This window comes from Devosia sp. A449 (genome assembly GCF_054489375.1).
In genome coordinates this window covers 116,204-136,155 of the sequence record NZ_JBTMWU010000002.1, presented here as the reverse complement: position 1 = coordinate 136,155, position 19,952 = coordinate 116,204, and the positions used below count along the sequence as shown (strand labels likewise).

The 19,952-nt window shown below is 63.5% G+C and carries 19 protein-coding genes and 1 other RNA gene; 5 read left to right on the top strand and 15 right to left on the bottom strand.

Translation table 11 applies throughout. The annotated features are described in order from the left end of the window. Window positions 1-5: 5 nt before the first annotated feature. From ACX3OW_RS06435 to rsmH, 3 genes are read right to left on the bottom strand one after another with little or no spacing between them, the layout of a single operon-like run. Window positions 6-1,715: a peptidoglycan D,D-transpeptidase FtsI family protein gene (locus ACX3OW_RS06435; RefSeq protein WP_459094935.1), complete on the bottom strand. Its 1,710-nt coding sequence runs from the start codon at window positions 1,713-1,715 to the stop codon at window positions 6-8. Beyond that, window positions 1,715-2,098, bottom strand: coding sequence for a hypothetical protein (locus tag ACX3OW_RS06430; protein WP_459094934.1), 384 nt, complete (start codon window positions 2,096-2,098; stop codon window positions 1,715-1,717). The genes ACX3OW_RS06435 and ACX3OW_RS06430 overlap by 1 nt, the downstream gene beginning before the upstream one ends. Next, the gene (gene rsmH, locus ACX3OW_RS06425) at window positions 2,095-3,096 is read right to left on the bottom strand and encodes a 16S rRNA (cytosine(1402)-N(4))-methyltransferase RsmH (protein WP_459094933.1); all 1,002 of its coding nucleotides are present in this window, start codon (window positions 3,094-3,096) and stop codon (window positions 2,095-2,097) included. Before rsmH ends, ACX3OW_RS06430 begins: the two co-directional genes overlap by 4 nt. 217 nt (window positions 3,097-3,313) lie before the next feature. Here rsmH and ACX3OW_RS06420 point away from each other — a divergent pair, with 217 nt between their 5' ends. The 3 genes from ACX3OW_RS06420 to ACX3OW_RS06410 are packed head-to-tail and all read left to right on the top strand — an operon-like array spanning window position 3,314 to window position 6,290. Then, window positions 3,314-4,807: a sensor histidine kinase gene (locus ACX3OW_RS06420; RefSeq protein ID WP_459094932.1), complete on the top strand. Its 1,494-nt coding sequence runs from the start codon at window positions 3,314-3,316 to the stop codon at window positions 4,805-4,807. Further along, window positions 4,804-5,250: a response regulator gene (locus ACX3OW_RS06415; protein ID WP_459094931.1), complete on the top strand. Its 447-nt coding sequence runs from the start codon at window positions 4,804-4,806 to the stop codon at window positions 5,248-5,250. The genes ACX3OW_RS06420 and ACX3OW_RS06415 overlap by 4 nt, the downstream gene beginning before the upstream one ends. Window positions 5,251-5,252: 2 nt before the next feature. Then, complete coding sequence (locus tag ACX3OW_RS06410; RefSeq protein ID WP_459095461.1) at window positions 5,253-6,290, top strand: sensor histidine kinase; 1,038 nt, start codon at window positions 5,253-5,255, stop codon at window positions 6,288-6,290. Between the two features lie 20 nt (window positions 6,291-6,310). Here ACX3OW_RS06410 and rnpB read toward each other — a convergent pair. The 8 genes from rnpB to ACX3OW_RS06370 all read right to left on the bottom strand — a co-directional run bounded on the left by rnpB (window position 6,311) and on the right by ACX3OW_RS06370 (window position 14,071). Further along, an RNA gene (gene rnpB, locus ACX3OW_RS06405) (RNase P RNA component class A) lies at window positions 6,311-6,703 on the bottom strand. Window positions 6,704-6,755: 52 nt separating this feature from the next. Further along, entirely contained in the window at window positions 6,756-7,478 is a 723-nt protein-coding gene (locus tag ACX3OW_RS06400) for a TerB family tellurite resistance protein (RefSeq protein WP_459094930.1), read from the bottom strand. A gap of 148 nt (window positions 7,479-7,626) precedes the next feature. Beyond that, window positions 7,627-8,364: a hypothetical protein gene (locus ACX3OW_RS06395; protein WP_459094929.1), complete on the bottom strand. Its 738-nt coding sequence runs from the start codon at window positions 8,362-8,364 to the stop codon at window positions 7,627-7,629. A gap of 367 nt (window positions 8,365-8,731) precedes the next feature. Then, a complete protein-coding gene (gene metF / locus ACX3OW_RS06390; protein ID WP_459094928.1) occupies window positions 8,732-9,625 on the bottom strand; it encodes a methylenetetrahydrofolate reductase [NAD(P)H] in 894 nt (297 codons plus the stop codon). 11 nt (window positions 9,626-9,636) lie between these two features. Then, window positions 9,637-10,566, bottom strand: a complete 930-nt coding sequence (locus ACX3OW_RS06385) for an ArsR/SmtB family transcription factor (protein WP_459094927.1) — start codon at window positions 10,564-10,566, stop codon at window positions 9,637-9,639. 192 nt (window positions 10,567-10,758) lie between these two features. Continuing rightward, window positions 10,759-11,886: a DUF2336 domain-containing protein gene (locus ACX3OW_RS06380; RefSeq protein WP_459094926.1), complete on the bottom strand. Its 1,128-nt coding sequence runs from the start codon at window positions 11,884-11,886 to the stop codon at window positions 10,759-10,761. Window positions 11,887-12,095: 209 nt separating this feature from the next. Further along, the gene (locus tag ACX3OW_RS06375) at window positions 12,096-12,479 is read right to left on the bottom strand and encodes a type II toxin-antitoxin system PemK/MazF family toxin (protein ID WP_459094925.1); all 384 of its coding nucleotides are present in this window, start codon (window positions 12,477-12,479) and stop codon (window positions 12,096-12,098) included. Window positions 12,480-12,571: 92 nt separating this feature from the next. Beyond that, a complete protein-coding gene (locus ACX3OW_RS06370) occupies window positions 12,572-14,071 on the bottom strand; it encodes a catalase (protein WP_459094924.1) in 1,500 nt (499 codons plus the stop codon). 104 nt (window positions 14,072-14,175) lie between these two features. Between ACX3OW_RS06370 and ACX3OW_RS06365 the strand changes: the two genes are divergently transcribed. Further along, window positions 14,176-15,069, top strand: coding sequence for a hydrogen peroxide-inducible genes activator (locus ACX3OW_RS06365; RefSeq protein WP_459094923.1), 894 nt, complete (start codon window positions 14,176-14,178; stop codon window positions 15,067-15,069). 3 nt (window positions 15,070-15,072) lie between these two features. Here the strand turns inward: ACX3OW_RS06365 and rarD are convergent, their stop codons facing one another. Continuing rightward, a complete protein-coding gene (gene rarD / locus ACX3OW_RS06360) occupies window positions 15,073-16,026 on the bottom strand; it encodes an EamA family transporter RarD (protein WP_459094922.1) in 954 nt (317 codons plus the stop codon). A 189-nt stretch (window positions 16,027-16,215) separates the two neighbouring features. Here rarD and ACX3OW_RS06355 point away from each other — a divergent pair, with 189 nt between their 5' ends. Beyond that, window positions 16,216-16,662, top strand: a complete 447-nt coding sequence (locus ACX3OW_RS06355; protein WP_459094921.1) for a host attachment protein — start codon at window positions 16,216-16,218, stop codon at window positions 16,660-16,662. 216 nt (window positions 16,663-16,878) lie between these two features. Here the strand turns inward: ACX3OW_RS06355 and ACX3OW_RS06350 are convergent, their stop codons facing one another. The 3 genes from ACX3OW_RS06350 to ettA all read right to left on the bottom strand — a co-directional run bounded on the left by ACX3OW_RS06350 (window position 16,879) and on the right by ettA (window position 19,899). Next, window positions 16,879-17,727, bottom strand: coding sequence for an alpha/beta fold hydrolase (locus tag ACX3OW_RS06350; RefSeq protein WP_459094920.1), 849 nt, complete (start codon window positions 17,725-17,727; stop codon window positions 16,879-16,881). 30 nt (window positions 17,728-17,757) lie between these two features. Continuing rightward, window positions 17,758-18,084 (bottom strand): hypothetical protein, encoded by a 327-nt coding sequence (locus ACX3OW_RS06345; RefSeq protein ID WP_459094919.1) that lies wholly within the window; start codon window positions 18,082-18,084, stop codon window positions 17,758-17,760. Window positions 18,085-18,243: 159 nt separating this feature from the next. After that, entirely contained in the window at window positions 18,244-19,899 is a 1,656-nt protein-coding gene (gene ettA / locus ACX3OW_RS06340; protein WP_459094918.1) for an energy-dependent translational throttle protein EttA, read from the bottom strand. Between the last annotated feature and the right edge of the window lie 53 nt (window positions 19,900-19,952).

The following is a 19,952-nucleotide window of genomic DNA, read 5'->3' as shown; positions in this document are numbered from 1 at the left end:
TCAAGCTATCTGAGAACACGTGGAACGAGATTGGTATCCAGCATTTCGGAGAAATCTGGGGCAACTCCCAACATTGGCGCAACCCGCTGCACAATGCGGCCGGTGACATTGCCCGCGTTCCAGCCGGCCGTGGTGCCCGATTGCGGATTTTCCGCCTTGGGCTCATCGACCATGATCAGCATGGCGTAACGCGGATTGTCCATCGGGAAGGCCGAGGCGAAGAAATTGGTGACCTTGCTCGACGAGTAGCGCCCATCCACCACTTTTTCGGCCGTGCCGGTCTTGCCGCCAACGCGGTAGCCCAATGACGCCTTGTTGGTCTGCGAGCCGGAACCCTCCAGGGCGTTGAGGCGCATCAGATAGCGGATATCCGCGCTGGTCTCCGGCCGCAGCACCCGCCGATATAGCGCTTCGGCCTCGGCCACATCGCGCTTGTAGAGCGTGGGGGCGATATAGTTGCCGCCATTAACGAAGGCGGCATAGGCCGTGACCATGTGCAGTGGCGACACCGACAGGCCGTGGCCGAACGACGCCGTGGCCGAGCCCACTTCGGACAATTCCTTGGGCACCGTCGGCAGGCGCATTTCCGGCAGCTCGAACGGCACGCGCTGATCGAAGCCCATGGTGGTGAGGAAGGCGCGGAAATTATCCTTGCCCATCGCCTGCATGACGCGGATCGTGCCGATATTGGAGGAGTATTTATACACCTCCGGCAGGCTGAGAATGCGATGCTTGCCGTGGAAATCGTCGATGGTGAAACGGCCAAAGCGAATGCCGAAGCGCGCGTCGAACTGGTCGTTGATCCGCACCGCGCCGCTATCGAGCGCGCCGGCCATGGTCACGGTCTTGAAGATCGAGCCCGGCTCGAAAATGCCGGCGGTGATGCGGTTGAAGCTGTCCTTGACCAGCGCCGATTTGGGATCGTTCGGGTCGAAGTCAGGCACCGACACCAGGCCGACGATCTCGCCGGTATAGATGTCCATCATCACCCCAGCCGCAGCGACCGCCTGGTAGCGGGTCATGGCATCCAGCATCTGCTCATGCATGACGTGCTGCACGCGCATGTCGACGCTCAGCTCCACCGGCGCCAGCGCATTGCCGCGCGCCAGCCCCAGCTCCTGCAGCAGCGCCACGTCTTCGCCATCCATATGCCGCTCGATGCCGGCAATGCCCTGATTGTCGATATTGGTCGAGCCCAGGATATGGCTGGCTTCGCTCATGCCCGGATAGAAGCGCTTGGATTCGGTGATGAAGTCGATGCCGGGAATACCCAGCCGCATGATGCGTTCCTGGATCGCCGGCGACAGCTCGCGCTGCACCCAGACGAAGCCCTTGTCGCCGGTCAGCCGGGTGCGCAGCCACGCCTCGCTGAGGTCGGGCAGCACGGTACGCAGCTTGGTCACCGCCTCTTCGACATCGATGATACGACGCGGTTCGGCGAACAGCGACGGCACGCGAATATCGACGGCCATTTCGAGACCGTTACGGTCCAGAATCGGCGGGCGGGTCGCGGTGATGACGTCGCGCGCCTGCCCTTCAATGGTGGAATCCGACACCACCATGCCCAATTGCACCAGTCGGCCGCCGACCAGGCCAAAGCCCAGCACCAGCGCCAGCACCATCCAGCGGATGCGGGCCTGGGTGAGATTGCCGCGCGCCTTGCGGGCGCCGTCGAGCGAGATGGTAAAACCGCTGCCCTCAGTCGTGGCCGCCATTATTCGATACCCTCCAGTTCGAGGATGGCGTCGATCGGATCGACACCGGCTTCCAGCGACTCAAACAGGGAGTCCATGGCGGCGCTGTTCGGCTTGGCCGGGCGCATCGGCAGCGCGTCAAACGCGCCGAACTGCTCCTGCTTGACCGGCACGATGGCCAGCGCCAGTTGATGCCGCTGCACGATCGGGTCGATATGGCCCGGCTGGCTGAGCACCGCCTCGTCGGCCTTGACCAGCGACAGCTCGCCCTCCTGGCTATCGATCAGCGCAATCAGCGCCGTGCGTTCGCTGGCGGTATTCTCGATGGAGAATTTGAGCGCATAGACGCCGGACAGCATGAACACGCTGGTGAAAATCAGGATGATATTGAGATTGCGGATCATGCTTCACCCCTGATCCGGGGCACGCCAAGACCGTCGAACTTGACCGGACGCGACGCCGCGTCGGACCGGCTGGCAGCGCGCAGCATGGCCGAGCGGGCGCGCGGATTGCGGCTCACTTCGGCTTCGCCGGCCTTGACCGCCTTGGCCACCTCGACCCAGCGGCGCGCTTCGGAGACCACCTGCGGCAAATGCCGCGACTGGGCCGGGCCGGATTTGTCGGGATCAAAGAAGCGTTTGACGATGCGGTCTTCCAGCGAATGGAAGGTCACCACCACCAGCCGCCCGCCCTCGTCCAGCAGGCGCTCGGCGGCGAACAGCGCTTCGACCAGCTGATCGAACTCGGCATTGACGGCAATGCGCAGCGCCTGGAACGAGCGGGTCGCCGGATGGGCGTCACCCGGCTTGCGGCCGATGGATTTTTCGATGATGCGGGCCAGCTCCAGCGTCGTCTGGATCGGCGCGATTTCACGCGCCGCGACGATGAACTGGGCAATGCGGCGCGATTTGCGCTCTTCGCCAAAGGCATAGAGCAGATTGGCCAGCGGCTCGACATCCAGCGTATTGACCAGGTCGGCGGCGCTCTGGCCGGCCCCACTCATCCGCATGTCGAGCGGCCCGTCGCGCATGAAGGAAAAGCCGCGCTCGGCCTGATCGAGCTGCATAGAGGAGACGCCGATATCGAGCACAACGCCATTGATCGAGCCATGCTCGGCGGCGAGGCTGTCGAGTGCGGAAAACGTGCCGGGGACAAAGACGAAGCGCTCGCCGAACTCGGCAGTCAGCGCATCGGCAAACGGCTGGACCGACGGATCGCGGTCAATGGCAATGACACTGGCGCCCGCTTCCAGCAGCGCACGCGAATAGCCGCCCGCGCCAAACGTGCCGTCGATAATGCGCTTGCCCGCCAAAGGCGACAGCGCAGCTAAAACTTCGTCCAGCAGGACGGGAACATGCGGGCCAGCATTGGGGCTGGTTTCGGGCATGGAACGCTTGCCCATAGAGGCCACTACTCCACATCCCGGCCGAGAAAGCCGGTTGGTAAATTCCCCAGCACTTTGAATGAGGACGCTTAAGATTCTGTTTCCCATTAGCGGTTTGGCACACCGATCTTCGCCCGCCAGCAACGCTACAGTCCAAAATCACCGGGGAAAGGCCATTGCCTATTGCGAGGGTCCGGGTTCTGCGCCATGAACAGAGACACAGCTGGAGCCTGCCTTGCCCATTTCAACCAACGCCTTCGTGCGGTCCACTGTAATGCTGTTGTTGATCGGCCTTTTGGCGCTGGTCGGCATTGTCGGGACTACAATCTGGCTGGTTGAACGCACCCAGGTTTACTTCGATGAAATTGTCGAAGCCCGCGATACACGCGCCACGGCGGTGGATCTGCGCACTGCCTTGCAGGACGCCGAGACTGGCCAGCGCGGTTTCTTGATCACGCAGGACGAAGCCTATCTGGAGCCCTACGCGGCAGCGCTGACGCTGATCGAGACCAAATACGCCAGTCTGACGGCGATGCTGGCCCCCTACCCCGAGGTCACTGACTCGCTGGCCGAGCTGCGCACCGATATCGACGTCAAGCTGAACGAAATGGCCCGCACCATCGAGCTGGTGCGCACCGGTCAGGCCGAGCAGGCCATCGCCATCGTCGACACCAATGCCGGCAAGGCCGCCATGGACCGCGCCCGGGTGTTGTTCGATTCGCTGATCGGCGGCGCCGACGACCGGCTGACCGAGGGCGTGACCGACCAGCGTAGTACCGCCACCGCCCTGCGCTGGGTCACCGTCATCGCCGCCTTCGTCATCTTCACCGTGGTCGGCGGTTCGGCCTGGACGGTGATGGTCTATACGCGCGAGCTCGCCAGTGCTCGCGCCGAAATCGAGGCGGCCAATCTCGGCCTCGAAGACCGGGTGCGCGAGCGCACCGCCGATCTCGGCCGCGCCAATGAGGAAATCCAGCGCTTCGCCTATATCGTGACCCATGATCTGCGCGCCCCGCTGGTCAATATCATGGGCTTCACCAGCGAGCTGGAAACCAGCGTCGCCCAGCTCGAAGACTATATGAAGGACCGCCCCGATGACGGCGATCCCAAATTCGCCGAGGCCAGGGTCGCCGCGACCGAGGACCTGCCCGAGGCCATCACCTTCATCCGCGCCGCCACCCGCAAGATGGACGGGCTGATCAACGCCATCCTCAAGATTTCCCGCGAAGGCCGCCGCCGGCTGAAGCCCGAAACCCTCGACCTGACCGAGATCGCCGAAACCACCGTCGCCAGCGTGCAACATCAGGTGGTCGAGAATGGCGGCTCGGTGACTGTCGACGTGAAGGCCCCGCGCATCATGTCCGACCGGTTGTCGCTCGAGCAGGTGCTGGGCAATCTGCTCGACAATGCGGTCAAGTATCAGCAGCCTGACCGGCCGCTAGCGGTGACCCTGCGCGCCCGCCCCGCCCCCGGCAATCACATCGAAATCGAGGTCGAGGACAATGGTCGCGGCATCGCCGCCACCGACCACGAACGCGTGTTCGAGCTGTTCCGCCGCGCCGGCACCCAGACCCAGCCGGGCGAAGGCATTGGCCTCGCCCATGTGCGCACCATGGTAAGAAGCCTCGGGGGCGACATCATCCTGCGCTCGCAACCGGGCGTTGGCACCACGTTCACCATCACCCTGCCGCGCGATCTGCGCCTCTATCTCGGGAGTCAAACGACATGAGCCATGACGGCAAGCCGGTCACCATCATCATGATCGAGGACGATGAGGGGCATGCCCGCCTTATCGAGAAAAACATCCGTCGCGCCGGGGTGGCCAACCAGATCGTCGCCTTCACCAATGGCACCGAAGCGCTGGCCTATCTGATGGGCCCGGACGGCACCGGCGCCATCAACAAGGGCCGCCAACTGCTGGTGCTGCTCGACCTCAACCTGCCCGACATGACCGGCGTCGACATCCTCGAAAAGGTCAAGGGCAACGAACACACGCGGCGCTCACCCGTGGTCGTACTGACCACCACCGACGACCAGCGCGAAATCCAGCGCTGCTACGATCTGGGCGCCAATGTCTATATCACCAAGCCGGTTGACTATGACGGATTCGCCAATGCGATCCGTCAGCTCGGCCTGTTCTTCTCGGTGATGCAAGTGCCGGAATCCGATTGACCATGCCCAGCCGGTCGCCATGCGTGCTTTATGTCGATGACGATACCGGCCTCGCCCGATTGGTGCAGAAGGCGCTGGAGCGACGTAACTTCATCGTCGAACACGCCGTGGATGGTGCCGAGGGCCTGGCCCGCATCCGGCAGGGCGGCATCGACGTCGTGGTGCTCGACCACTATCTGCCCGGCGGCACCGGCCTCGACGTGCTAGCGCAGATGGTCGGCCTGCCCGACCGGCCGGCGGTGGTCTATGTCACCGGCACCATCGAAACCGATGTCGCCATCGCCGCGCTCAAGGCCGGCGCCGACGATTATGTCCTCAAGACCGTCGATGACGATTTCCGCGAGCTGCTGGGCAGCGCTGTCGAGCAGGCCGTCCAGGTGATGCAGCTCAACCGCGCCAAGGCGCAGGCGGTGCAGGAGATTCGTGAAGCGCGGGAGCGCGCCGAAATCCTGCTCGGCGAGGTGAACCACCGTGTCGCCAATAGCCTGGCCATGGTCGCCGCCCTGGTCGGGCTGCAGGCCAATGCCGTATCCAATGAAGAGGCGAAAAACGCCTTGGCCGAGACCCAGGCCCGCATCCAGGCCATCGCCGGCGTGCATCGCCACCTCTACACCACCGACGACGTCCGCTCGGTGCAGATCGGCGACTATCTGCATGGCCTCGGCGCCGAGCTGGAAGCCACCATGCGCGCCACCGGCAACGACGCCCGCATTCTGGTGACTGCCGATAACCTCGCCATTGCCACCGAAAAAGCGGCCTCCATCGGCGTCATCGTCACCGAACTGGTCACCAACGCCATCAAATACGCCTATGCCGGCCTTGGCCGCGGCGACATCCGCATCACCATGACCCGCTGTGACGGCCAGTCCATCGCACTGATCGTGGCCGATGACGGCATCGGCTGGGACGGCACCGGAAAACCGCAGGGCACGGGCCTCGGCAGCCGCATCGTCAAAGCCATGGCCCAAAGCCTGGGCGCCACGGTGGACTACGAAACCGCCGCCCCCGGCACACGGGTGGTCGTGCGATTTTTGGGGTGAAGGCCACCACCCGAAAGGAAAACGCCAGTTGACCTATAAGCCGGGTTCTGTAGGGCCCCAGGCCGAGGCCTGCGACGTGGTGACCATTCATCTCTAACGCCTGTTACCAGACGCCTAGTGCAACCAACCCGGATGATCTGGCCTCAAAACAAGCTGGGGCATAAAGCCCCGCGTCATCCCTATTTGGTCTTGCTCCCGGTGGGGTTTACCGTGCGATCCCTGTTGCCAGGCACCCGGTGCGCTCTTACCGCACCCTTTCACCCTTACCTGCCCGAAGGCTGGCGGTTTACTTTCTGTGGCACTTTCCCTGGGGTCGCCCCCGCCGGCCGTTAACCGGCACCGTGTTTCGAAGGAGCCCGGACTTTCCTCCAGCAATGGGTTACCCCACTGCCAGCGGTCACCCGGTCAACTGGCAGGCGCTGTTGTGCGGGAGCGCGCTCTGGGCGTCAAGCCGTTCGCGGGGCGTTATGCGACGGGATTCGCAGTCAGCTGCGGCAAAAGCGGCGGCTTGGTCAGCGCCTGGTAGGCCAGGTTGATCGCCTTCATCCGGTCGGTCGCCACATCGATCAGCGCTTCGGGCACGCCCTTGGCGATCAGCCGGTCGGGGTGATGCTCGGCTACCAGCAGGCGATAGACCCGGCGGATTTCGGCAGGATCGGCATTGGGCGCCAGCCCCAGCACGGCATAGGGGTCGACGCCAGCTTCCAGCCGCACATGCTGGCTGGCCAACTGTTCGAAGCGCACATCGTCAAAACCGAAAATGTCGCTGACCGATTTGAGATATTCCAGCTCGGCCTCATGCACCATGCCATCGGCGGTGGCGATGTAGAACAGGCTGTCGAGCACATGCTCCAGCGTATCGGGGCTATCGGCGAAAAACCGCGTCACCTTGCGGGCATAGGCGTCGTAGCCGGCCACATCCTGCTTGGCGAGATTGAACACCCGGGCCACCTGCTCTTCATGCCCTGCAGCGATTTCCACCGTGGCGCGGAAGGCGCGCTCTTCGGACGCCGTCACCACGCCATCGGCGACCGCCATCTTGGCGGCCAGCGCGATCAGCGCCAGGGTAAAGGCAGCATCGCGCCCACCCGGCAACCAATTGTCGGGGTCGAGGGCATTGACCAGCGATCCCGCTAGGCCAGTGCGTTGGCTGAACGAGCCGACCAGCTCGCCGAGTCTCTGCCACATGTCCGTCGTCTCGCTAGGCTGGCGCATGCACTTGTCTATCCGCCGCGCGGTTGGAGGGAATCGAACAGCCGCCCTGCCCGATTAAGACCACCACGATACCGGCTGGCCGCCGCCCGGTCCATCACCGAGGACGCAGGGCGGCCTTGCCTCAGTTGCCGAAGAAGAATGGCGGGTCCACTTCGCGGGCGATGACGCGATTGCGCGGCTGGTTGGGGGCCTGATCGAGGAAGAAGCCGTTGGGATCATAATCGGGCTGCACAACGGGAGCGCTGCCCTGCTGCTGGCGCCGGGCCAGAAACTCCGAAAGCGGGCCGCTTTCCCAGTCTTCGAGGTCGGCAGCGGTGATCGCGGACGGCGCCGTGACGCTGGGCGGAATGACCACGGCAGGCTGGGCGTTGGCCAGCGGCGGCGCGACCGGCCGGGGCCGCATCGATAGCGGCATCGGCACCGGCGCGATCTTGGGCGGCAGGGCTGCGACCTCCACCGGGTCGGTATTGACCACTGGTGGCGCTGCCGGGGTAGCGACCGCAGGCTTGGGCGCTGGCGCACTGGGCTGGACCGGCGCAGTCGCAACCGGCGCGTCAGCACCAGTAATATAACTGGGCAGCGGACGACCCGATTGCACGAAGCTGTCGACCGCATCGCCTGTCTGCGCCGCCGGCTGGATCACCACCGGCGCAACGGATGCTGCTTCCTCCGCATCGGGGCGCTGCTCCAGCGGCGCCGGCACCGGCGCTTCGGGCTCGATCACCGCGATTTGGGGCGGCGCCGAACGATCTGGCCCACCCATGAACTGCGCCGACAGCAAATCCGCTGCCGGCACGCCGACAACGAGAAGAACCCCGGCCCAAGCCAGGCCATTGGTGATGCGACGGTCGATCTTCATGGTTCTACGTCCCGATTTGCTCCGCCCGCAGGGCGAAAGAGCCGGATTTTCGTGGCCATTTTATGAAATGGCGGTCAAAGCCCAGCAATGCGGCCTGCGAGCTGAACCGAAGCTGAATGACGCCGTTCCGCTTCCCGACCCACAGACCAGACGCTGATGGCACCAGATCATGGTGAACGTATGGTTAAAGGCTGGTGGGCTGGATCGGCGTGTTTGGCCCCACCCCACCCTCATTCCCTCCCCATCGAGGTGAGGGAGGCGCAGGTTGCGGTGTCAGTGCTCATCGTCTCCCTCCCCCTTGTGGGGAGGGATCAAGGGTGGGGGTGTCACACGCACCGGCCTTACTGAGTGGCGTGTCCCCCTACCCCTACGGCCGCCGGCCCAAGATTCGCCCCAGCGCCAGCGCCAGCGGCGAGCGGTTATGGGTGTAGATATGGAACTCCGTGACGCCCTCATCCAGCAATTCGGTCACCTGCTCGGCCGCCACGGCCGAAGCCACCAGCGCGTGGGTTTCCGGCTCGTCATCCAGCCCGTCAAAGCGTTCGGCCAGCCAGGCTGGAATCGACGTGCCGCAGCGCCCGGCGAAATTGGCGATCTGCTTGAAGCTGTGGATCGGCTGGATGCCCGGCACGATCGGCGCGGTGATCCCGGCAGCGCGGGCGCGTTCGAGATAGCGCAGATAATCGCCATTGGAGAAGAACATCTGGGTGATAGCCCGGTCGGCGCCGGCATCCAGCTTGCGCTTGAGATTGTCGATCTCGGTCGCCCAGTCCGGGCTTTGCGGATGCTTTTCCGGATAGGCGGCCACCGAAATATCGAAATCGCCAATACGGCGCAGCCCGCCCACAAGATCGGCGGCGTTCTGATAGCCGTCGGGATGCGGCGTGAAGGGCTGGCCCACCCCCTCCGGGGGATCGCCACGCAAAGCGACGATGCGGTTGATACCCGCCTCCTGATAGCCGCGCACCACCGCGTCGACCTCGTCACGCGTGGCCCCGACACAGGTCAGATGCGCCGCCGCATCGACGCCGGTATCGGCCTTGATGCGGCTGACCATGCGCAGAGTGCGCTCACGGGTGGAGCCACCGGCGCCATAGGTCACCGAGACGAAACGCGGCCGCAACGGCGCCAGCTTGTGCACGCTGTCCCAGAATTTTTCTTCCATGACGTCGGTCTTGGGCGGGAAGAACTCAAAGGAAATCTGCAGCTCCGGGCGCTGGTCTGCCGTCAGCCGGCTGGCGCGAAGATTGTCGTCGAGCATAATCGTTCCGTTCAGGTCTTGTCGCTGAGGCGCCACAGGCAAACCGTCAGTCCGCGTTCACTGTTATTGCTGGGAAACTCGCGCACCGCCGCAACCTCAAGGCCGGCGGCAGCGGCCCAGCCGCTCATCTGTGTTTGCGACAGGCCGAGCCGCCGGTGGGCATGCTCGCTGCGCAGGAATTCGAGGTCATGCGGGGCAAAATCGACAATGATCATCTCCCCGCCGGGCTTGAGCAGGCGTCGCGCCTGCGCCAGCATGCGGCCCGGGTCGTCGAAATAATGCAGCACCTGATGGATGACGATGACATCCGCCGGCCCGGCATTGAGTTCGACATCGCCGATATCGCCGAGCCGAACCTGGGCATGGCTGATGCCCGAACTGGCCAGGCGCGAGCGTGCCACCGCCAGCATTTCGCGGCTCGCATCGATGCCGATACCGCGCTTGTAAGCGTCGGACAGCACCTCCAGCATGCGGCCAGTGCCGGTGCCCAGATCGATCAGCGTCTCGACCTTGCGGCCATCCAGCGCCGCCACCACGGCGGCTTCCACCGCCGCTTCGGGGACATGCAGCCGCTGCTGCAAATCCCAGCTGCCGGCAACCTTGGCGAAATATTCGGTGGCCCGCGATTGCTGGCCGGCGCGCACCGCCTGCTGCCGCTCGATATCGCGGCTGCGGTCGGGATCATTGCAATCGACGCGGGCAATCAGCCAGCTCGCCAGCGCCGCGCCATGGCCTTCCTGCGCCAGCCCGTAATAGGCCCAGGCCCCCTCGGCATTGCGCTCGATCAGCCCGGCATCGGCCAGGAGCTTGAGATGGCGCGACACGCGGGGCTGGCTTTGCTTGAGGATTTCGGTCAAGTCCTTGACCGAGTGATCGCCATCCGCCAGCAGCGCCAGCAGGCGCAGCCGCGTGCCCTCGCCCGCCGCCTTCAATACGCTCACCAATTCATCCAAAGCCGCCATCCACTCCCTCACGAGATATAAAGATATCTTTATATTGATTTTGAGGAGCAGGTCCAGAGGGATGTGCGGGTTATGCGATGGATACACGGGGAGCAACGCACCCGCCTTCCGCTGAAAACAAAAAGGCCCCACTTTCGCGGGGCCTCCATGCCATCAAATCAAACGCGAAGATTAAGCGACCGCGGTCCGGCCTTCGCTGACGGCGCGCTTGCGGAAGGAATGCGCCCGCCACAGCTCGAAAATGCCGATGGCTTCGTCCGTATCGATCGCTTCGAAGCGGCTCACCACCATGGCCTTGTCGGCTTCGCTCGGCAGGTCGCGCCACGGCAACGTCGCCACAATCGCCTCGAACAGATCCGAGGCCAGGCCCGCCGCCTTCAGCGCCACGGTTATCGCCACATAATCCTGGCCGGCAAGCCATTTGACGAACACTTCGGGGCCGACGCGCAGGATCACGGTGAGCGCGGCTGCGGCGTGGTGGCCGTAGCCGAAGCGGGCGAAACGGGCCAGCGCCCGGTCGTCGAGCTGCTTGCGGTCGCTCAGGGCCTTCACCTGATTGTAGGCGACCTTCCATTCGGTGGCCGAGAAGCCGGCGCGGTTGCGCATCCGGTTATACACCACGGCGTTGACCTTGCCGGCCGCCACCGGATCGATGCCACGATTTACCTCGCCCAGCGTTTCCAGCACCTTGCTGGCCACCGAGTCGATTTCCCCGCGCAGCGACTTCCAGTCAATCTCGGGACGGTTGCGCAAATCGGCGGCGATTTCAGCGTCCCGCGCGGCGCGCTCTACCAGCTTTTCCAGCGTTGCCTTGTCGAACTCGGCGCTGCTGTTGCGAACCAGGCGCACCACAGATGAAGTCTCGCCATGCGCGACAATCGCCTCGCCCACCCGCTCGGGCACCTTGGCCCGTCCGGCAATGGCGATGCGATGCTCTTCGCTCTGGCGGCCGATGATGTCGATCAGATCATCGTCGGAGAGCACGGTGGAGAATTCGAGCAGCGGCCTTGCCACTTCGATAGTGTCATTGGCCAGCATGACCACCACCGTGCCTGGCGCCCGCTCCAGCGGCGCCAGCAGCTGGGCGACATGCGCCCGCGCTTCGACCTCGACCAGTTCGGCCAATTGACACAGCACTTCGTCATACTGGGCAACCTGGTCGTCGTCGCAGCGATCCGACACATAGCTGAAGAGCTGCGCCATGTTGCGGAACAATTGCTCGCGCTCGGAATGGTTATCCTCGCCATTCAGCACCCGGAAACTCGAAAACGCCCGTTGGCCCTGGTCAAGTTCGCTCATTTTCACGCACTCCCGGCTTCTGCCGTCACTCTAGAGCCTGAACATGCGCCGTCAGTGTCTTGCACGCCCTGAAGGCGAACAGCGAGATTTGATTCAAATTTTAGGGGATGTGGACAAAGTTTAGGGCCCGGGAACTGTTTCCAGTTCACACGGGCCCCACAGGTCCCTTTCGGGATGTGTTCTCTACATAGTCCAATGCGGGCACAAATTCAAGATAAGACCAGCCCCAGGGCATGCCCAAGACCTTGCTCGACACGTGCCATATCATCCCGCGACAAGAACTCGCGCAGATAGGTTTGCCCAGATTTTACGCGGTCCAGCCGCGTGAACGATACGTGGGAAACAGTATCGCAAATTGCCCAGGTGGCGATCGTCAGGGCCCGATACACACCGTCGGCGAATGGCACATGAGACGGCTCAAGCGAACGCGGCTGCGTAGCGGAAAATGGGACAACAACACATCGCCCCGCCCTATTATAGGATCGCGGAGAGACAACAACCACACGCCGCACCTTACGCATCTCGGGATCTACGCCGGCCATATTGTAGTCGCAGAGTAAAATCTGCCTGCGTTCTGGCGTGAATTGTATCATGATAGCCCCCAGCAACAATCTCGCCGAGGATCAATTCTGCCGCAAGGGGCTTGGCGTGGACTTTCGCCCACGCCATCGTCTGCCAAACAGCCTTACTCAGCCGCGACGTTTTCCTGCGTGGAAATGCTGTCCTTGACCTGTGCGGACAGCGCGGCGCGAGCCGTGCGGATGCCTTCGGCGTAATCCGGGTGGATCAGGTGGAAATGCGCCAACTGACGCTCGATGATCGCATCCGGAACCCCGGCCATTGCTGCGGCCAGATTGTCGTACAACCGGCCCTTCTGGGCGTCATCGAACAGCGCCCACAGCGCGCGCGGCTGGCCGTAATCATCATTGCCGTCGCGGTGATTGTAGCGGTCCGCATCGCCATTGAGACGCAGCGGCGGCTCCTGGATCGACTTGTCTTCCACCGGGCCACCAAAGCTGTTGGGCTCGTAGTAAACGTCCGGATTGCCGGTCTTGAGACCGCCATCGACGTTCATCTGCCCGCCGCGATGATAGTGATGCACCGGCGACTTGGGCTGGTTGACCGGGATCGAGTTGTAATGCGTGCCCAGGCGGTAGCGCTGCGCGTCGGCATAGGAGAACACCCGCGCCTGCAACATCTTGTCGGGCGAATAGCCGATGCCCGGCACCTTGTTGGAGGGCGAGAACGCCGCCTGCTCGATTTCGGCGAAGTAGTTCTCGGCATTGCGGTTCAGCTCGACCACGCCGACCTCGATCAGCGGATAGTCGGCATGCGGCCACACCTTGGTCAGGTCGAACGGATTATAGCTCGTCTGGTCCGCGTCGCTCTCGGGCATGATCTGCACATTCATGGTCCAGCGCGGGAACTCGCCCCGGTCGATGGTGCCGAACAGATGCTCCTGATAGCTCTCGCGACTCTGGCCGATGATCTTTTCGGCTTCGGCATTGGTGTAATGCTTGTGGCCCTGCTGGGTCTTGAAGTGGAACTTCACCCAGAAGCGCTCGCCGTCCTGGTTCCAGAACGAATAGGTGTGGCTGCCATAGCCATTCATGAACATCGGCGCCACCGGCAGGCCGCGATCCGAGAACAGCGTGGTCAGCTGATGCAGGCTTTCCGGGCTCTGGCTCCAGAAATCCCACATCGCCGTGGCCGAGCGCAGATTGGTCTTGGGATGGCGCTTCTGGGTGTGGATGAAGTCGGGGAACTTCAGCGGATCGCGCACGAAGAATACCGGGGTATTGTTGCCCACCAGGTCCCAATTGCCCTCATCGGTATAGAATTTCAGCGAGAAACCGCGCACGTCGCGCTCGGCATCCGCCGCACCGGCTTCGCCGGCCACGGTGGAAAACCGGATCAGCAGATCGGTCTGCTTGCCCACTTCGCCAAACACCTTGGCGATGGTGTATTTGGAAATGTCATTGGTGATGGTCAGCGTACCAAACGCGCCCCAGCCCTTGGCATGCACCGCGCGCTCAGGAATCCGCTCGCGATTCTGGTGCGCCAGCTTTTCCATCAGCTGATAGTCCTGCATCAGCAGCGGACCGCGCGGACCGGCCGATTCCGAATTCTGGTTGTCAGGCACGGGCGCGCCAGCGCTTGTGGTCATTCTGATCTTGTCGCTCATGTCGGCGCTCCTTGTAACGATTCTAAACTCATCTCCCGTTGTGCCTCACACACCACCATTAGGCAAATTGATTGATCCTCTCATTGTGATAAGCTGTGCCTATCATGACAATTTCCCTTAAGCAGATGCGCTATGCCGTGGCGGTGGCCGAAACCGGCCATTTCGGTCGCGCCGCCGCCTCCTGCAGCATCAGCCAGCCGGCACTGAGCCAGCAAATACAGAGCCTCGAAGAGCTTTGCGGCACCCCGCTATTTGACCGGCTGCGCACCGGGGCGCGGCTCACCCCGTTCGGCGCCGAATTCGTCGCCCGCGCCCGCCAGGTGCTGGACCGGGCCGATAGCCTCAACGCCTTCGCCTATCACCAGGCCGGCCATCCGGCCCGCCCGATCCGCTTCGGCCTGATCCCCACCGTCGCGCCCTATCTGCTACCCGATATTTTCCCCGCCCTCACCCAGGGCCTGCCCGGCATGACGTTCATCGTCAGCGAAAACCGCACCGACGCGCTGCTCGCCGGTCTTGCCGATGGCAGCCTCGACGTCGCCCTGATCGGCACCGATCCGCCCGGCAGTGGCCCGCGCCTGGTGCAGCGTCCCCTGTTTGACGACGCCTTCGTGCTGGCCACCAGCCGCAACGAGGCCACCACCACCCCGGTTTCGCTCGCCAGCCTCGACCCCGACCGCATTCTGCTGCTCGATGAGGGGCACTGTTTCCGCGACCAGACCATTGCCGCCTGCCGGCTGGAAAGCGACACGTCCGGCCGCACCTTTGCCGCCACCTCGCTGTCGACCATTGTCGAATTCGTCGCCAATGGTCAGGGGGTGACGCTGCTGCCAGCCATCGCCCTGCGCAAGGAAGCGACCGACCCGCGCATCGCCATCCACAGCCTGATCTCGCCCGGCGCCGGGCGGCTGCTGTCGCTGGTCTGGCGCGAGGCGACGCCCTTCGGCCAGATCTTTGAGACCATGGCCGAACTGATCCGCACCACGCGGCGGCTGTGAGCTTTAAGCCGCGACGGCCCCTTTGCGGCGGCGAAAGCTGTCATAGCTGAACACCATCAGCGACACCCAGATCAGCCCGAAGCTGAACAGCCGAATCGCGTTGAGATGCTCGCCGAACAGATAGATCGCCAGCAGAAACTGGATCGACGGGGCGATATATTGCAGCATGCCGATGGTGGTCAGCCGCAGGCGGCGCACCGCCAGGGCGAACAGCAGCAGCGGAATTGCCGTGGCCGGCCCGGTCAGCACCAGCAGCGTCATGTGATAGGGATCGGCGTGAATGCCCGGCCCGGTGGTCACCAGGCTATACAGCACATAGCCCACCGCCAATGGCGTCAGCAGCGCCGTCTCGGCAAACAGGCCCGAGGCCGGCCCAAGATGGGCAGTCTTGCGGATATAGCCGTAAAACCCGAAAGACAGCGCCAATCCCAGCGAAATATAGGGAATATTGCCCAGCCCGACGGCCTGAATGGCGATGGCCACTGCCGCGATGCCGATGGAAATCGTCTGCAGCCGGTTTTGGCGCTCGCCCAGCAGCAGCATGCCCATCAGCACATTGACCAACGGGTTGATGAAATAGCCAAAGCTGGCTTCCAGCACCTGCCCCGTTTCTACCGCCCAGACATAAAGCAGCCAATTGCCCGCCAGCAGCACCGAGGACAGCAGCGTGCCCAACACGCGCCGCCGGTCCTTGAACAGCTCCCGCACGTCGCCAAAGCCACCGGAAAAGACGAGGATGACGGTCAGCAGCACCAGCGACCACACGGTCCGCTCGGCGACGATCAGCACCGAACCGGCCGCTTCGACTTGCCGGAACAGCAGTGGCAGGAAACCCCACATCGTATAGGCCGCCAGCGCCGCCAGAATGCCGTTGCGGCCATCATGCGCGGTCGCGCTGGATGGCGCCGCGGCCGCCTCCGGGGTAATCGCCGCCGGGGCAGATTCGGGAAGGGACATAAAAAAACTCCGCATCCGGTCGGATGCCTGAAAGCCTTCTGATAGCAGTGCCGGAGCGCGTCGGCCAATCAGAGTTTGTGATCGGCGGGCCTTGCAAAGCTGATGGTCTTGGCCAACCTTCTAAAGGTCGGCGCGGCAGGCCTCGAGCGCTGAGCCCGCCCTTACCACGACCACCAGCAGGAGCATATCATGCGGAAGATCGTCACCTGGGTTCTCATCGCCAACGGCGCGCAAGCGCGGATTGTCGAAAATACCGGCCCGGGCAAAGGACTCCGACAGGTCGACGGGCTGGATTGGTCCATTGATCCGCTGCAGGCGCAGGACATCGTCAGCGACAAGCCCGGCCGCGGCCGCTCCTCCGGCGGCGCCCGCAGCGCCATGGAGCCACGCACCGACCCGGTGGACTATCGCGAAACCGAATTCCTCAAAACCGTCGCCGCCACGCTCGACCGCCAGCACCAGCAGGGCGCCTTCGACCGCCTGATCCTCGCCGCCGCCCCCATCGCCCTGGGCGATCTGCGCAAGGCGATCTCTCCCACCGTCAAGAAAACCATCGTCGGCGAGCTGAACAAGGACCTGACCAACACCCCCACCGCCCAACTGGACCAGCATTTCGACGGGATTCTGGCGGCTTAGCTTTGCTGGGAATTCCCCCACCCACGGTGTCACCCCGGCCTTGAGCCGGGGCCCATCCTGAGATCGCGCAAGTGGGTACATCTCGGAATAACTGGAACCACAAACGCCCAGTCGACACCCTCCCCCTTGCGGGGAGGGATCAAGGGTGGGGGGTGGTTTGGCCCCAATATCGGGGCTCTCGCACCCCCACCCGGCTCGATCACGGTGGGTGCCCATTCACTCGTCGCCGTCGCCCTCATCCTCATCATCCCCCTCGATGGCATCGAGGAATTCCAGCAGCATGGCGTTGACCAGTTCCGGCCGCTCAATGCTGGGGATATGCGCCACGCCTTCCAGCATGGCGGCGAAGGTGTTGGGCATTTCCTCCGACAAATGCTCGTGCCGGTCGATCAGCGCGGTGAAATCCTCGTCGCCCACCAGCAACAGCGTCGGCGCGCCAACGGCGCTGACCCGGCGCCAGGCATCGGGCGGGGCTTCTTCCTGAGTCAGCCGGGGCTGATTAAGCGCCAGCGCATTCATCTCGAGGAACAGCTCGCGCGCTGCGCCGCCAACGCGGCCGCTGCTGGCGCGCGGCCCATCGAGCCATTCATGCGCCTGCACCCGGTTGAGCATATCGGCATCGCCGCGCTCCCAGGCATCTTCCTCGGCGTCCTCGATCATTTGCTCGACTTCGGTGGCGCTCCAGGGCGCACCGGTGACCGAGGTGCCGATCAGCACCAGCCCTATCACCCGACCCGGATGGCGCAGCGCGAAATCCAGCGCCAGCCCGCCGCCCAGCGAACTGCCGACCAGCACGGCGGCATGAATATCGAAGGCCTGCAGCACCGCTTCGAGATCGTCGATATGGCTGAACGCCTCGTCGGCGCTGACGCTCTCGCCATAGCCGCGCCGGTCATAGGCGATGGCGTGCCAGCCCGCTTCGGCCACCACGTCCATCTGGCTGTCCCACATCCGTTTGTCGCAGACCCCGGCATGCAGAAACACCACCGGCAGGCCGCCGGCACCGAGTTGCCGGCCGGCGAGTTTCGCCTTGCCGACGGAAACTGAAAATGTTTCGCCCACCACGGCTAATCTCCCTGTGGTGTGTGCGCAGTCCTATTGCTGGACCAGCACGCAGAACGCGAATTCCTCGTCGCGCGCCCAGCAGCCGGGGCTGGCATCGACGGGCCGGAATTCGTGCAATTCCTGGGGCAACTGCCCCGGCCTGGCATCGGCCGCCACGATGAAAGCCGATCCCACGCCGTCCTGTTCCAGCGTGAAGGCAAATATACTTCCGTCCGGCAGGCCAAAAGTCAGCCCCCCGCCATCCAGCACCACATCGCAATCAAAGGTGTCGTAGCCGGTGACGGTACACTGCGCTGGCTCGGCCGCTGCCAGTGTCACCATTGCGCCCCAGATCAGGGTCGCCGTCAGAAGTCTCATCTTACCCCCAAAGCCCGTGAGGCCTGCCCGCAGGCGCCCGGCAATCACCACCATATCGCCTATTATGTCGCATAGTTTTGCCAGGCCCGCACCATCCCTGCGAGCGCATGGTTTCCAAGGCAAACGGGCGCTCCACAGCAGTGGAGCGCCCGGCAGAACTTAGCGCGTCAGCGGCTTGTAGGTGGCGCGCTTGGGATTGACCGCGTCGGCGCCAAGCCGGCGGATCTTGTCGGCTTCATAGTCGGCGAAGTTGCCTTCGAACCATTCCACATGGCTGTCGCCTTCAAAGGCCAGCATATGGGTCGCCAGACGGTCGAGGAACATGCGATCGTGGCTGATGATCACGGCGCAGCCGGCGAATTCCTCGAGCGCTTCTTCCAGCGCAGCGAGGGTTTCGGTGTCCAGATCATTGGTCGGCTCGTCAAGCAGCAGCACGTTGCTGCCCGACTTGAGCATCTTGGCCAGATGCACGCGGTTACGCTGCCCACCCGAGAGGTTGCCCACCTTCTGCTGCTGATCGCCGCCCTTGAAGTTGAACGACGAGGTATAGGCGCGCGCGTTCACTTCGCGCTTGCCCAGCATCAGCACTTCATCGCCTTCCGAGATTTCCTCGTAGACGGTCTTGTTGGCGTTGAGGCTATCGCGGCTCTGGTCGACGTAACCGAGATGCACATTCTCGGCGACGGTGACGGTGCCCGAGTCAGGCTGTTCCTGCCCGGTCAGCATCTTGAACAAGGTGGTCTTGCCGGCGCCATTCGGCCCGATAATGCCCACAATACCGCCCGGGGGCAGCTTGAAGGTCAAATTGTCGATCAGCAGCCGATCGCCAAACGACTTGGAGAGATTTTCCACGTCGATCACATTGTGGCCAAGCCGTTCGCCGGGCGGAATGATGATCTGCGCGGTGTGCGACAGCGTACGCGCTTCGTTGATCTTGACCAGTTCGTCATAGGCTTTGAGACGGGCGCGGGACTTGGTCTGGCGCGCCTGCGGGCTCTGGCCCATCCATTCCTTTTCGCGCTCGAGCACCTTGGAGCGTGCTGCGTCCTCGCTCTTTTCCTGGGCAAAGCGCTTGGCCTTGGCCCCGAGATAGGCCGAGTAATTGCCTTCATAGGCAACGCCGCGACCACGATCGAGCTCGAGAATCCAGCCGGTGACATTGTCGAGGAAGTAGCGATCGTGGGTGATGATCAGCACGGCGCCGGCGAACTCACGCAGATGGCGTTCCAGCCACGCAGTGGTTTCGGCGTCGAGATGGTTGGTCGGCTCGTCAAGCAGCAGCAGATCGGGCTTGCTCAACAGCAGCGCGCACAGCGCCACGCGGCGGCGTTCGCCACCCGACAGCTTGGTCACGTCGGCATCGCCCGGCGGGCAACCCAGCGCTTCCATCGCCACTTCGACCTGCGATTCGAGATCCCACAGATTTTCCGCGTCGATCTGGTCCTGCAGCTTGCTGGCCTCGTCGGCGGTCTCGTCGGAATAGTCCATCATCAGCTCGTTGTAACGATCGATGACGGCCTTCTTTTCCTTGACGCCAACCATGACGTTGCCGAGCACGTTCAGCGCCGGGTCCAGCTCGGGCTCCTGCGACAGATAGCCGACCTTGGCGCCCTTTTCGGCCCAGGCTTCGCCCTGGAACTCGGTATCGACGCCGGCCATGATCTTGAGCAGCGTCGACTTACCCGAGCCGTTGGGACCCAGCACGCCGATCTTGGCGTCGGGGTAGAAACTGAGATGGATATTATCCAGCACCTTTTTGCCGCCGGCATAGGATTTGGACATTCCGTGCATGTGGTAGATGAACTGGCGAGCCATAGGCTTGCTGACCCTCTTCGCAGTGTTGGGAGATTTGGCCGTCTATGTAAGGC

Excerpts from the sequence above, each read along its gene's own strand:
- ACX3OW_RS06415 (WP_459094931.1), top strand. The coding sequence starts at position 4,804 with ATGAGCCATGACGGCAAGCCGGTCACCATCATCATGATCGAGGACGAT.
- rsmH (WP_459094933.1), bottom strand. The coding sequence starts at position 3,096 with ATGGGCAAGCGTTCCATGCCCGAAACCAGCCCCAATGCTGGCCCGCAT.
- ACX3OW_RS06345 (WP_459094919.1), bottom strand. The coding sequence starts at position 18,084 with ATGAGACTTCTGACGGCGACCCTGATCTGGGGCGCAATGGTGACACTG.
- ACX3OW_RS06380 (WP_459094926.1), bottom strand. The coding sequence starts at position 11,886 with ATGAGCGAACTTGACCAGGGCCAACGGGCGTTTTCGAGTTTCCGGGTG.
- ACX3OW_RS06395 (WP_459094929.1), bottom strand. The coding sequence starts at position 8,364 with ATGAAGATCGACCGTCGCATCACCAATGGCCTGGCTTGGGCCGGGGTT.
- ACX3OW_RS06370 (WP_459094924.1), bottom strand. The coding sequence starts at position 14,071 with ATGAGCGACAAGATCAGAATGACCACAAGCGCTGGCGCGCCCGTGCCT.
- metF (WP_459094928.1), bottom strand. The coding sequence starts at position 9,625 with ATGCTCGACGACAATCTTCGCGCCAGCCGGCTGACGGCAGACCAGCGC.
- ACX3OW_RS06365 (WP_459094923.1), top strand. The coding sequence starts at position 14,176 with ATGACAATTTCCCTTAAGCAGATGCGCTATGCCGTGGCGGTGGCCGAA.
- rarD (WP_459094922.1), bottom strand. The coding sequence starts at position 16,026 with ATGTCCCTTCCCGAATCTGCCCCGGCGGCGATTACCCCGGAGGCGGCC.
- ACX3OW_RS06435 (WP_459094935.1), bottom strand. The coding sequence starts at position 1,715 with ATGGCGGCCACGACTGAGGGCAGCGGTTTTACCATCTCGCTCGACGGC.
- ettA (WP_459094918.1), bottom strand. The coding sequence starts at position 19,899 with ATGGCTCGCCAGTTCATCTACCACATGCACGGAATGTCCAAATCCTAT.
- ACX3OW_RS06410 (WP_459095461.1), top strand. The coding sequence starts at position 5,253 with ATGCCCAGCCGGTCGCCATGCGTGCTTTATGTCGATGACGATACCGGC.
- ACX3OW_RS06375 (WP_459094925.1), bottom strand. The coding sequence starts at position 12,479 with ATGATACAATTCACGCCAGAACGCAGGCAGATTTTACTCTGCGACTAC.
- ACX3OW_RS06430 (WP_459094934.1), bottom strand. The coding sequence starts at position 2,098 with ATGATCCGCAATCTCAATATCATCCTGATTTTCACCAGCGTGTTCATG.
- ACX3OW_RS06355 (WP_459094921.1), top strand. The coding sequence starts at position 16,216 with ATGCGGAAGATCGTCACCTGGGTTCTCATCGCCAACGGCGCGCAAGCG.
- ACX3OW_RS06400 (WP_459094930.1), bottom strand. The coding sequence starts at position 7,478 with ATGTGGCAGAGACTCGGCGAGCTGGTCGGCTCGTTCAGCCAACGCACT.